Source organism: Achromobacter sp., from assembly GCF_049647645.1.
Lineage (GTDB): Bacteria > Pseudomonadota > Gammaproteobacteria > Burkholderiales > Burkholderiaceae_B > Achromobacter.
This window is the reverse complement of the sequence record NZ_JBARYB010000027.1, coordinates 1-12231: the sequence shown is the minus strand read 5'-3', so window position 1 is coordinate 12231 and position 12231 is coordinate 1. Positions and strand designations below refer to the sequence as shown.

General features: G+C 67.7%; 12 protein-coding genes. 5 read left to right on the top strand and 7 right to left on the bottom strand.

Going from position 1 to position 12231, the window contains the following annotated elements; all coding sequences use genetic code 11:
* A partial coding sequence (locus tag WBB14_RS03080; RefSeq protein ID WP_424238516.1) for a M20/M25/M40 family metallo-hydrolase occupies positions 1 to 216 on the top strand: 216 nt, incomplete at its 5' end.
* A 45-nt stretch (positions 217 to 261) separates the two neighbouring features.
* Here WBB14_RS03080 and WBB14_RS03075 read toward each other — a convergent pair.
* From WBB14_RS03075 to WBB14_RS03060, 4 genes are all read right to left on the bottom strand, one after another.
* Complete coding sequence (locus tag WBB14_RS03075; protein WP_424238515.1) at positions 262 to 1500, bottom strand: ABC transporter substrate-binding protein; 1239 nt, start codon at positions 1498 to 1500, stop codon at positions 262 to 264.
* A gap of 125 nt (positions 1501 to 1625) precedes the next feature.
* Positions 1626 to 2369 (bottom strand): GntR family transcriptional regulator, encoded by a 744-nt coding sequence (locus tag WBB14_RS03070; protein ID WP_424238514.1) that lies wholly within the window; start codon positions 2367 to 2369, stop codon positions 1626 to 1628.
* A gap of 2 nt (positions 2370 to 2371) precedes the next feature.
* Positions 2372 to 3988, bottom strand: a complete 1617-nt coding sequence (locus WBB14_RS03065; protein WP_424238513.1) for an AMP-binding protein — start codon at positions 3986 to 3988, stop codon at positions 2372 to 2374.
* 3 nt (positions 3989 to 3991) lie between these two features.
* Complete coding sequence (locus tag WBB14_RS03060; protein ID WP_424238512.1) at positions 3992 to 5032, bottom strand: cyclase family protein; 1041 nt, start codon at positions 5030 to 5032, stop codon at positions 3992 to 3994.
* Between the two features lie 103 nt (positions 5033 to 5135).
* Here WBB14_RS03060 and WBB14_RS03055 point away from each other — a divergent pair, with 103 nt between their 5' ends.
* A complete protein-coding gene (locus tag WBB14_RS03055; RefSeq protein WP_424238511.1) occupies positions 5136 to 6131 on the top strand; it encodes a Bug family tripartite tricarboxylate transporter substrate binding protein in 996 nt (331 codons plus the stop codon).
* Entirely contained in the window at positions 6128 to 6850 is a 723-nt protein-coding gene (locus WBB14_RS03050) for an SDR family oxidoreductase (protein ID WP_424238510.1), read from the top strand. Before WBB14_RS03055 ends, WBB14_RS03050 begins: the two co-directional genes overlap by 4 nt.
* On the opposite strand, the gene WBB14_RS03045 is transcribed toward WBB14_RS03050, so the two are convergent.
* Positions 6847 to 7719, bottom strand: coding sequence for a GlxA family transcriptional regulator (locus tag WBB14_RS03045; RefSeq protein WP_424238517.1), 873 nt, complete (start codon positions 7717 to 7719; stop codon positions 6847 to 6849). The two genes, WBB14_RS03050 and WBB14_RS03045, sit on opposite strands and share 4 nt — an antisense overlap.
* 90 nt (positions 7720 to 7809) lie before the next feature.
* On the opposite strand from WBB14_RS03045, the gene WBB14_RS03040 reads away from it, so the two are divergent.
* Positions 7810 to 8484: a DJ-1/PfpI family protein gene (locus WBB14_RS03040; protein ID WP_424238509.1), complete on the top strand. Its 675-nt coding sequence runs from the start codon at positions 7810 to 7812 to the stop codon at positions 8482 to 8484.
* A 46-nt stretch (positions 8485 to 8530) separates the two neighbouring features.
* Here WBB14_RS03040 and WBB14_RS03035 read toward each other — a convergent pair whose 3' ends face one another.
* Positions 8531 to 9013: an Lrp/AsnC family transcriptional regulator gene (locus WBB14_RS03035; protein WP_424238508.1), complete on the bottom strand. Its 483-nt coding sequence runs from the start codon at positions 9011 to 9013 to the stop codon at positions 8531 to 8533.
* Between the two features lie 146 nt (positions 9014 to 9159).
* Here WBB14_RS03035 and WBB14_RS03030 point away from each other — a divergent pair, with 146 nt between their 5' ends.
* The gene (locus WBB14_RS03030; protein WP_424238507.1) at positions 9160 to 9777 is read left to right on the top strand and encodes a LysE family translocator; all 618 of its coding nucleotides are present in this window, start codon (positions 9160 to 9162) and stop codon (positions 9775 to 9777) included.
* A gap of 42 nt (positions 9778 to 9819) precedes the next feature.
* On the opposite strand, the gene WBB14_RS03025 is transcribed toward WBB14_RS03030, so the two are convergent.
* A complete protein-coding gene (locus WBB14_RS03025) occupies positions 9820 to 11706 on the bottom strand; it encodes an ABC transporter ATP-binding protein (protein WP_424238506.1) in 1887 nt (628 codons plus the stop codon).
* Positions 11707 to 12231 lie beyond the last annotated feature (525 nt).

The following is a 12231-nucleotide window of genomic DNA, read 5'->3' as shown; positions in this document are numbered from 1 at the left end:
GACCAGCTGGGCTACGCCTCCATGCGCCTGCCCAGCGGCGCGGGCCACGACGCGGTCTACATGGCGCCGACCGGTCCCATCGGCATGATCTTCATCCCCTGCCTGAATGGCCGCAGCCACTGCCCCGAAGAGTGGATCGAGCCCGCGCAGCTGCTGGACGGCACCCGTCTGCTGTACCAGTCCGTGCTGGAACTGGATCGGAAGTTGCGGGCGTAGTAGTGGAGCGGGCGCCATACAGGGCGCCCGCGGTTCACGTTGCCGCTACTTTTTCACCAGCGGGCAGGACGAGCGCGACAGCGGCATGAAGGCCTGGTCGCCTGGCAGGGTGGCCACCAGCTTGTAGTAGTCCCAGGGACGCTTGGACTCGGACGGCTTCTTCACCTCGAACAGGTACATGTCATGCACCATGCGTCCGTCCTCGCGGATGCGGCCGTTGGTGGCGAAGAAGTCGTTGATGGGCATGGACTTCATCTGCTTCATGACGGCCGCGGGTTCGTCGGTGCCCGCGGCCTGCACTGCCTTGAGGTAGTGCATGACGGACGAGTAGGTGCCGGCCTGGCTCATGTTGGGCATCTTCTTGAGCTTGTCGTAGTAGCGCTGGGACCAGGCCCGGGTCTGGTCGTTCATGTCCCAGTAGAAGGCTTCCGTCAGCGTCAGGCCGGCGGCGGCTTCCAGGCCGATGGCGTGGATGTCGTTGATGTACAGCAGCAGCCCGGCCATCTTCTGGCCGCCCTTGGTCAACCCGAATTCGCTGGCGGCCTTGATGGCGTTGACCGTGTCGCCGCCGGCGTTGGCCAGGCCCACGATCTGCGCCCGGCTGGCCTGGGCCTGCAGCAGGTAAGACGCGAAATCGCTGGAGCCCAGCGGGTGGCGCGATGCGCCCAGCACGGTGCCGCCGTTGGCCTTGACGACCTCGGTGGCGGAGGCCTGCAAGGTGTGGCCGAAGGCGTAGTCCGCCGTCAGGAAGTACCAGCTTTTGCCGCCTTGCTCGACGGTGGCGCGCGCCGTGGTGTTGGCGAGCGACCAGGTGTCGTAGGTGTAGTGCACGGAATAGGGCGAGCACAGGTCGTTGGTGATGCGTTCGGTGCCGGGACCGCTGAACACCACGATCTTCTTTTTCTCGCGGGCCACTTCCAGCACGGCCAGCGCGGGGGCGGAGCCCGCCACGTCCATGATGGCGTCGACCTTCTGGGTGTCGTACCACTCGCGGGCCTTGGCGGCGGCGATGTCGGCCTTGTTCTGGTGGTCCACCACCAGCAGGTCCACCTTCTTGCCCAACACCGTGCCGCCGAAGTCGGCGATGGCCATTTCGGCCGCGGTCGCGCTGCCTTTGCCCGTGACGTCGGCGTAGACGCCGCTCATGTCCAGGATCAGGCCCAGGCGGACCACATCGTCGGAGACAGCCTGCGCCATGGCGCAGGGCGCGGCGGCGAAGGCGGCAAGCAGGGCTAGCGTGCTGCGCAACTTCAGGGAAATCCGGGGGGTTCTACGGCATTTCATGGTTAGTCTCCTTTATGCCGGATCTTGTTCGGATACTGCTGGCGCTTGGAGGATCTGCTGCGGCGCTCTGTTCTGGCCTTACGCTGACGGGTCGCGGTGGGGAGGCTCCTTGTGGTGAAAGCGGTCTAGCGGTGGGACAGCAGGTCGAATTCCATCCGCACCTTGCGGAACGGGAATTCCAGCCGCGCGAAATACACCACGCGGCCGTCGATGCAGGCATAGCGGCGCAACTCCGCAACCGGAGACGACACGGGGATTTGCAGGGACTCGGCGGATTCCTGGCCAGCCTCGATCACGTTCAGCACCTGGCGCGCTTCGCTGATGCGCGCACCGTAGAACTGGTCCAGCACGGGCGCCACGGTGCTCTTGCGGATGCGGGCGCGGTGCTTGCGGAACAGCACGCTGTCCAGGAACACCTCGCTATAGCAGAAGGGGGCGCCGTCCGTGGTGTGTATCCGCCGCAGGTACTGGAAGCTGCCGCCGCGGTCCGCGCTGCAAGGCATGCCCAGCGTGTCTGGCAGGGGCGAATCGGCGCTGGATTCCACCAGCGATACCGTGCCCAGCTGGTTGCTCAGCTCCACGGTTTCGGCCCAGGTCTTGGGGATCAGCAGGGTGGGCGTTTCGGGCAGTTCGGCGTTGACGAAGGTGCCCGACCCGCGCGAGCGGCGGATCAGGCCATCATCTTCCAGCAGGCCGAACGCCTGCCGGATGGTCGCCCGCGAGATGCCATAGGTCTCCATCAGCGATTCCAGCGGCGGGATCTGCTGGCCGGGCCGCCAGGTGCGGTTCTGGATATTGCTGCGAAACAGCGCCGCCGCTTGCAGGTACAGCGGCTGGGGGCTGCGCGAGAAGAGCTTGGGGTCGGGCATATTCAGGCAGAGGAGGGCATGGTCGGCGCCGCGAGTATGGCATCGGCCATCTCGCGCAGCCGATGCTTCTGGATCTTGACCGAGTTGGCGCTTTCCACTGAAGGGAATTCATCCAGCACGGTGAAGCCCGCCGGTGTCTTGAAACCCGCCATCGCAGCCTTGCACGCGGCGGTCCAGCTCGCCGGGTCGGCCGCCGCGCCCGCGCGCAGCAGCACGAAGGCGTAGGGCACGGTCTTGCCCTGATGCGTGGCGCCCACTACCTGGCAGGCGCGCACGCCTGGCAGGGTCTCGACCACCTGTTCGATTTCCACCGGATTGACCAGGAATCCCGACAGGCGCAGCGAGTCGCCCATGCGGGTCTGGAATACGAACTGGCGCGGGTTCAGCGCGTAGCCGAGATCGCCGGTCTTGAAGTAGCCGTCGTCGGTCAAGGCGCCGAGGGTGGCTTCCGGATTGTCCAGATAGCCCTGCATCAGGCTGGGCGAGAGGATTTCGAGTTCGCCGGACTGGCCCTGCGGCAGGATTTCACCGGTGGCGGGATCGCGGGCGCGCACGCGGGCTTCGGCGTAGATCAGCGTGCCGCCCGGCTGGTGGCGCACGGACACGTCGCCCTCGGCCGGATCGCGCGGCTGCCCGGCGACCAGGGCCACCAGTTCGCTGGAGCCATACAGGCCGGTGAGCGGCACGCCGGCTTCGCGGGCCAGGTCCAGCATATTGTCCAGCGCCGGCGTGAAGCTGGCGAAGCCGAACAGCCGGGCCGAGGCGAAGTCGCCCGGGGCCGCGGCGCGCATCATGCCGACCAGGGCCTCGTTGTTGGCGTAGGTGTGCGTCACCGCGTGGCGGCGCACCGCGGCGGCGGATTGCGCCGCGTCGAACACGGGTGCGCAGACCACGGGCGCGCCTTGCGCCAGGGCGCCGACCACGGTCGCGAAACCGAAGGCGCCGCAGAACGGCGCGCTGGCCAGCACGCAGCTCTGGTCGTCATAGCCATAGGCCCGTGCCACGGCCGCGCCGTGGTGCAGCAAGGTGCGCTGGTCATGCAGCACGAACTTGGGCTTGGAGGTGGTGCCGGACGTGGTGAAGCACAGCACGCCCGCGTTGGGCTGGGCCGCGGGCGCGGGCTCGGCGCAGGCCAGCAGATCCTGGTAGCGGTGCGCCGGTTTGCCCTGCAGGGAGGCGGGTAGCGCTTCATCGGCGCCGGCCAGCGCGACCACGCCTTGCAGGCGCGACAGATGCTGCGGCGCGACCTCGCCCAGAATGCCCTGGAAGTCTATGCCCTTGAACCCCGGCCAGAACACCAGCCAATCCGCCTTGCCGCGGCCGAGGATGTCGGCCAGCTCCAGCGCCCGGAAGCGCGTGTTGACCGCCAGCACCTGCGCGCCCAGGTGCGCGCAGGCCAGGAAGGATTGCACCCAGGCGGCGCAATTGGGCAGCCAGACCGCCACGCGCTGGCCGGGGCGCACGCCCAGGCGCGCGAGACCGGCGGCCAGCGCGCGGCTCTGCGCCCGCAGCTGTTCGGCGCTGATAGGCTGGTCCTGGTCGATCAGGAGCGGCGCGCCCGGTTGGCGGGTGGCCAGCGCGTCCAGGTGTTCGGAGAAGGTCGAGTACGGCAGGTTCATGGCTTACACCGTGGCGATGGGCGTCACGGGAGAGCCGACCGCGCCGGGCATGCGCAAGGGCGGGGCGGTCAGCAGGAAGCGGTTGCGGCCCTGGGCGTGCAGCCAGTCGGCCAGGTCTTTCAGGTACCAGAGTTCGGCCAGCGGCACGCCCAGCTTGAACAGGCAATGGTGGTGCAGCGGCAGGATCGAGTGGCCGGGGCCGGCGGTGCGTGCCGGGTAGGCTTCGACTGCGTAGTTGTCGGCGCAGATCGCGGCGATGCCGGACTGCGTGATCCAGTCCAGCAGCGCCGGATCGGAGCCGTCCAGTACCGCGCCGGTCTGCTCCAGCTTGTGCGGGTCGGGTTGGCCGTTCATGGCCACGATTTCTTCGGCGAAGCCGGTGCGCAGCACCAGCATGTCGCCGGTCTCGACCGTTACGTTCTGCGCCTGCATGGCGTTTTGCAGGCCGGCCAGGTCGATGACCGTGCGGCCGGGGCCGAAGGCGCGCGCCAGGTCCACCAGCACGCCGCGGCCCTGCATGCCTTTCTCGGCGTAGCGGCTGATGCCGAGCTTGCGCGCGTAGGAGCCGCCGGGCGGGCAGCAGGCGTCGGGCGAATTGTCGGGATCGGCGCCGCCGAATACGTCCACGCCGGCCGCGTAGCCGTTGTAGTAGACGCGGCGCGCCTCGCCGTCGCCCTGGATGTCGAACAGCGCGCCCACGTGGCAGAGGCCGTCCCATTGGGTGGAGTACTGCATGGACAGCGTGACCTGGTCGTCGGACAGCACGTCCACGGCCTCGGGCTGCACCTGGGACATCTGGAAGTTCAGGTAGGGGGTGCCTTCGCGGAAGGTGGGCTTGAGCACCGGCGCGTGGCGGCGCGGATTCAGCACATTGCCGCCGGGCAGGTCCAGCGGCAGGGACAGGCAGAACACCTTGCCCGCGCGCACTTCCCGCACCGCCTGCAGCACTTTTTCCTCGGTCAGCAGGTTCAGGCGGCCGATCTCGTCATCCGGGCCGAAGTCGCCCCAGGTGGAGCCCTCGGGGCGTTGGGTCCAGCGTTTCATCTGCTTGTCTCCTGGAGGTTTTCTATGTTCTTATGAATATAGTACGTATTTACGTACTTTAAAAAGAAATCCGCAATCAGCGGATTCGAGAGGAGACAAGCCCATGACGCAATTCCTGCATCGCAGGTTGGCGATCACTGCGCCGGCCCTGGCCGCGCTGGCCTTCCTGGCGCTTCCCGCGGCGCACGCCGCCGGCTACCCCGACCATCCTGTCACCGTCGTCGTGCCTTATCCGCCGGGCGGCGGCGCGGACATCTTCGGCCGCGCCATCGCCCACGCGCTGGAGCCGGGCCTGAAGCAGACCGTGCTGGTCGAGAACAAGCCCGGCGCGGGCGGCAATATCGGCATGGCCTACGTGGCGCGCGCCAAGCCCGACGGCTACACGCTGGGTCTGGGCACCATCGGCACCCAGACCATCAACCAGTTCCTCTACAGCAACATGGCGTTCGATCCGGAGCGCGACCTGGTGCCCATCGCGCTGGTGTCGACCACGCCCAACGTGATTGCCGTCAGCGCCAAGTCGCCCTACAAGACGGTGGCCGACGTGATCAAGGCGGCCAAGCAGTCCAAGGACAAGAAGCTGACCTATGCGTCACCCGGCATCGGTTCGTCGGTGCATCTGACCGGCGCCTATTTCGAGGCCATGGCCGGCGTGACCATGCTGCACGTGCCGTTCAAGGGCACGTCGGCATCGCTGCCGGCCGTGGCGGGCGGACAGGTCGACCTCCTGTTCGACAACCTGCCCGGCGCGCTTGCGCAGATCAAGGACGGCAATCTGATACGGGGCGTGGCCGTCACGTCCGCCGCGCGCGATGCCTCGGTGCCCAACCTGCCCACCGTCGCGGAATCCGGCCTGCCTGGCTTTGACGTCACCGCCTGGTTTGCGCTGTACGCCCCGCGCAACACGCCTGAGCCGGTGGTCAAGCAGCTGATCGAGGCCGCGCGCAGCGGCTTGCAAAGTCCGGCCATCGCCAGCAATTTCGCCGGCATGGGCGCCAAGCCCGGGGCGCTCTTCGGCGCGGACCTGGGAGCCTTCGAGAGCGCCGAGCGCAAGAAGTGGGGCGGGCTCATCAAGGACCAGGGGATCACCGCGCAATGAAGACACCCACTGCACTGGTCACCGGCGGCAGCCGGGGCATAGGCCGCGCCATCATCGCGCGCCTGATCGAGGATGGCTTTGATGTCGTCAACTTCAGCCGCGGCGCGCCCGAGACGCTGCTGCCTGGCGAGATGTTTCGCTCGGTCGACCTGGGCGACGCGGCGGCCACCATCGCCGCCGCGCAGGACCTGGCGGCTCAGCGCCAGGTCCTGCATCTGGTCAACAACGCGGGCATGATCCAGGTCGCGCGCATTGGCGACGTGACCCAGGAGCAGATGGCGCGGATCATGGCGCTGAACGTCACGGCGCCGGTCTTGCTGATGCAGGCCCTGCTGCCCGGCATGCGGGCGGCGGGTTACGGCAGGGTGGTGAACATTGGCAGCCGCGCCGCCCTGGGCAAGGACGGGCGCACCGTCTACGGCGCTTCCAAGGCGGCGTTGGCGGGCATGACGCGGACCTGGGCGCTGGAGCTGGCGGGCAGCGGCATCACGGTGAACACGGTGGCGCCCGGGCCCATCGCGACGGAGCTGTTCAACCAGTCCAACCCGCCGGGCGCGCCGCGGACGCTGGCGCTGGAGGCATCGATCCCGGTGGGGCGTGTGGGCCGACCCGACGAGGTCGCGCATGCGGTCTCCATGTTCATGGATCCGCGGGCGGGCTTCATGACGGGGCAGATGCTGTACGTGTGCGGCGGCGTGTCGGTGGGGCTGGCAGGCTAGCCGCGCACCGCGAACTCCCGCGCCATTTCCTTCCGGGACACCTTGCCGGATGCCGCCAGCGCCTGCGCCCGTTCCAGGCGCAGGCGCTTGAGCACTTCGGTGGGCGCCACGCCGAAATGCGCGGCGAACTTGCGTTGGAAGGTGCGGCGCGACATCTGGCAGGCGTCGGCCATGTCGTCGACCGACCAGCGCGCCGACAACTGGGCCTCGATTTTTTCCACCAGTTCCCGGAAGGGCGCTGCCAGGCGGTCCTGCAACCGCAGCGCCTCGCTGTACTGGCGCTGGTCGCCGTTGCGGCGCATGAATACGACCAGCCGGCGCGCGACCCGCTGCGACAGGTCCGCGCCGAAGTCGCGCTCGATCAGCGCCAGCGCCAGGTCGATGCCGGCGGTGACGCCGGCCGAGGTCCAGTACTTGCCGCTTTCGATGTAGATGCGGTCGTCCTCGACGCGCAGGGTGGGGTGGAGCTGGCGCAGGCGGTCGGCCGAGCGCCAGTGGGTGGTGACGGCGCGGCCCGCGAGCAAGCCGGCCGCGGCCAGCACGAAGGCGCCGGTGCAGACGCTGCAGGTGCGCTTGGCGTGCGCGTCGCGGCGGCGCAGCCAGGCCCGCGTCTCGCCATGGGCTCCCGCGAAGTCCGCGCCGGGACCGCCGGGCACGAACAGCATGTCCAGAGGCTCGTCGCCATCGTCGGCAAAGGTGCCGTCCACCTGCATGCGCAGGCCCTGTTCCCAGGTAGAGACCAGGGGCGTCGCGGCGATGGTGCCCAGGCGGTAGAGCTTGCGGCCCGCCTCTTCGTTGGCCGAACTGAAGGCTTGCCAGGGGCCGGCCAGGTCCAGCGGCTGGAAACCGTCGTACAGGACGAACAGCACCTGCAATGGCGCATCCGACGCCGAATTTGGCGCGCGCGCCCTGGCGCGTCCGCCTATGCTGGAAGTCGTCGTTTCTAACGGAGCATCGTCATGCATGTGAATTTTCTCTTGTTCGAGGGGCTGACCCAGCTGGACATGACCGGACCGTACGAAGTGCTGGCGGGTGCGCCGGGCTTCACCGTGGATTTTGTCGCAAAAACGCGCGATCCGGTGCGCTGCGATCGCGGGCTGTGTTTCGTGCCCACGCAGACCATCGCATCCGCGCCGCCCTGCGATCTGCTGGTGGTACCCGGCGGGCCGGGCACGGATGATGCCATTGTCGACGCCGACTGGGTAGCGTTCACACGGGCGCAGGGGCTGGCGGCGCGCTATGTGTTCGGCATCTGCACCGGTTCGTTGCTGCTGGGCGCGGCGGGGCTGCTGCGCGGCAAGCGCGCGTCCAGCCATTGGCGCGCGCGTGAATTGCTGTCGCGTTTCGGCGCCATCCCCAGTGACGAGCGCATGTGCGTGGACGGCAACCTGTTCACCGCCGGCGGCGTGACGTCGGGCATCGACATGGGGCTGAAAGTGGTGGCGCTGCTGTGCGGCGAGGACGTGGCCAAGCTGATCCAGCTGCAGATCGAGTACGACCCCCAGCCGCCGTTTCCCGGAGGCACGCCCAAGACTTCCGAGCCGGCCGTGGTGCAGCGTTACCTGGAGATGTCGCAGGCGCGCTTCGAGCGCCGCTCGCAGGCGGTGGACCGGGCCGCGGCGGCGATGGCCTGAGCCGGAACCGGCACGGCGCCCAGGTGAACCTGGGCGCCGTGCCAGCTTATCGCGCCAGATGGTCCAGCGGCAGCGGACTTTGCGGCTTGACGGTCTGGATGGCGAAATTGCTGCGGATGTCCTTCACGCCCGTCAGTTTTAACAGCGTATCCAGCAGGAAGCGCTCGTAGGCGCGCAGATCCGGCACCACCACCTGCAGCAGGAAGTCGGATTCACCAGACACCAGGTGTGCGGCGATGACTTCCGGCAATGCGCTGACTTCCTTGCGGAACAGGGCGGAGTCCCTTTCATGGTGCCGTTCCACCTTGATGCCGACGAAGACGGTCAGGCCCAGGCCGACTTCGTCCGGCGCGAGGCGGGCTTCGTACCCCTGGATGACGCCAGCCTCTTCCAGCAGCCGCACCCGCCGCAGGCAGGGAGAGGGCGACAGGCCGATCTGTTCGGCGAGTTCGACATTGCTCAGCCTGCCGTTCTGCTGCAGGGCCTCCAGGATCCGGCGGTCGTAGGCGTCCAGTTCACGTTTTGGCATGGAATCAAGTTTGGGGTTTATTGATTGGCGGAATATGCCAATCATCATAAATCTACTGGCACGAATAGGATGCACATGCCAGCGCAGTTTTTCTAGAATGATCGCCTGTGATCGAGCAAACAGGTGGAATGATGGCGGATATGGCGATGTTTCTAGGGGCCTTGCTGATTGTCTATGTGGTGCCCGGACCCGACATGATCCTGCTGCTGGAGACGGGCGTGCTGCGCGGCAGGGGGCAGGCGCTGGCGGTGGCCGTGGGGCTGGCCATTGCGCGGGCCGCGCACGTGACCCTGGCCGCGTTGGGATTGGCGGCGCTGTTCAAGACGCATCCCTGGGCGTTCGATGCGGCGCGCACGGTGGGCGGCTGTTATCTGGTCTGGTTGGGAGTGAAGCTGCTGCGGGCGGGACCCGTTTCCTACGACGCCACCGGGCAGCCGGCGGCGGGCCGGACAGGGTTGGGGCCGGCGCTCCTGAGCGGCGTGCTGACCAATGTGCTCAATCCCAAGGCCTTGTTGTTCTGCTCGGTGCTGCTGCCGCAATTCGTGTCGCCCGCGCAGGGCCCGATAGGCCAGCAGTTCGCCGTGCTGGGCGTGATCCTGGTAAGCCTGGGCCTTGCCCTGGACGTGCTGTGCGCGCTGGCGGGCGGGGTGGTGGGCCGGTGGATGTCGGCCAGCCCACGGGCGCAGAAGATCCAGAGCCGGGTATTCGGATTGACCCTGATCGGCTTTGGCCTGCGCCTGACCGTCGCCCAGCGTCCGGCCTGAAGCGCCGGCCCCGCGGCTTGCGCCGCGAGGCCGGCCGCCACCTTACTTGGCGTAGGCGTACGAGGACTCGTCAGCTTCCTCGTCCTTCGGCTGCGGCGGGACGGCGCCGTCCTCCAGCAGCTCCGACTGCGTCAGGCCCTTGGTCAGCTCCAGCGCCTGGCGCTCGAACAGACGCCGGTACAGGCCTCCCTTCAGGCGGATCAGCGCGTCGTGGCTGCCTTCCTCGATGATGCGGCCGCGGTCCATCACCAGCAGGCGGTCCAGCGCGCGCACCGTGGACAGGCGGTGCGCCACCACCAGCGTGGTGCGGCCCACCATCAGGCGGTCCATGGCTTGCTGGATCAGCACCTCGCTTTCGCTGTCCAGGCTGGACGTGGCTTCATCCAGGATCAGGATGGGCGCATCGGCCAGGAAGGCCCGGGCCAGGGCCACGCGCTGGCGCTCGCCGCCCGACAGCTTGACGCCGCGTTCGCCGACCAGCGTCTCGTAACCCTTGGGCAACGCCATGATGAAGTCATGGGCGCTGGCCAGCCGCGCCGCCTGCTCGATCTCGGCCTGCGTGGCGCCGGGACGGGCATAGGCGATGTTCTCCGCCAGGGTGCGGTGGAACAGCACCGGCTCCTGCTGCACGATGGCGATCTGGCTGCGCAAGGACGCCTGCCGCGCCTGGGCGATGTCCAGCCCGTCGATCGTGATGCGGCCGTCGTTGACGTCATACAGGCGCTGGATCAGCTTGATGAACGTGGTCTTGCCCGAGCCCGAATGGCCGACCAGGCCGACCCGCTCGCCCGGCGCGATGCGCACCGAGAACTGGTCGTACAGCGCCTTGTCGTGCGCGCCATAGCGGAACGTCACGTCCTCAAAGCGGATCTCGCCGGCCGTGACGCGCAGCTCGCCCGCGCCGGGCCTGTCGTCCACGCCTAGCGGCTGCTTTTCCAGCGCGACCAGTTCTTCCATGTCATTGACCGAGCGTTGCAGGTTGCGGATGTGCATGCCCACGTCGCGCAGGTAGCCCTGCAGCATGAAGAACATCGTCAAGGCGAAAGTGATGTCGCCCACGCTGGCCTGGCCACGCGACCACAACAGCAGCGACGCGCCCAGAATGCCCGCCTGCATGGCGACCAGCATGGCGCCCTGGATGCCGCCGTTGATCGTGCCGCGGATCCAGGTGCGGCGGGTGCGGCGGCGCCACTTGTCGACGACGCGGTCCAGCCTGGCTTCTTCGCGCTCTTCGGCGCCGAAGGCCTTGACGACCGCATTGCAGCTGACGGCGTCGGCCAGGGCGCCGCCCATGCGCGTGTCCCAGGCGTTGCCCAGCCGCGCCGCCGGCGCCACATAGCCCAGCGACAGCGCCGCGGTCACGGCGATGTACAGCACCGAACCCAGGCCCACCACCAGGCCCATGATCGGCCAGTGCACGCCCAGCAGGGCGGTGGCGCCCACCAGCATCACGACCGATGGCAGCAGCGCGACCAGCAGCGTGTCGTTGAGGATGTCCACCGCCCACATGCCGCGCGTGACCTTGCGCACCGTGGAGCCGGCGAAGCTGTTGGCGTGCCAGTCCGTGGAAAAACGCTGCACTCGGTAGAACGCGTTGGACACGATGCCGTTCATCATCTTCAAGGTGAAGGTGATGATGTTCTGGAACACGGCCTGGCGCAGCAGCGTGCCGCCGATGCCCAGCGCGAGCAGCAGCCAGAAGGCGGTGAGGGCCGCGCTCCAGACGATTTCGTCGCCGGCCGCGCCAGAGGCCACTGCGTCGACCAGCTTGCCGGCGTACAGCGGCGTCAGCACGTCGGTCACCGCCGACAGCAGAGCGAGCACGATGATGCCGGAGGTGCGCCAGGGTTGCGCGCGCCAATGGCGGAAGGTAAAGCCCAGGACATCCTTGAAGGTCTGTCCTCGTAGATCGATCTTATTTCTGGCCATTGCAATGGCCCGGCGGCACCAGGACGCCGGGTGTCCTTGTGTGGAAAGAGGAAGGAACGGCCTGCGCAGGTAGGCGCGGGCGATTGCGTTTAGGTTTTTGGGGCGGGCACGGAGGACCAGTCGCTAGATAGGCATCCAGCGATGGGTCCGCGCGGGCGACGACTTAATGGCGTCGCGGAGACACGCGCGGGATGGCGGTATGCGGATTCATCATCTTGCGCCTCCCAGTGGTGTGAGATGTGGGGAAAAGAAATGGGCAGAGGCCCGAATTGAAGATTCTATAGAAGTGGTGTAGGCGAATCAACGGGTAGGCGCGCGCCAGTGTGGGTTTTTTTCAACTGGCGTGGTTTTTATGGCGTGGCTTTCAATCCGGCGTGAACAGGTCCGGCGGCAAGCGCGCCACGGCGTCGTAGGTCAGCCGGATATGGGCAGCCAGCAAGTCACAGGCGCGGTCCGCGTCGCGGGCCAGGGTGGCGTTCAGAATGCCCTTGTGTTCGTCGTCCAGGTCGCGGGCGATGGGCTTGC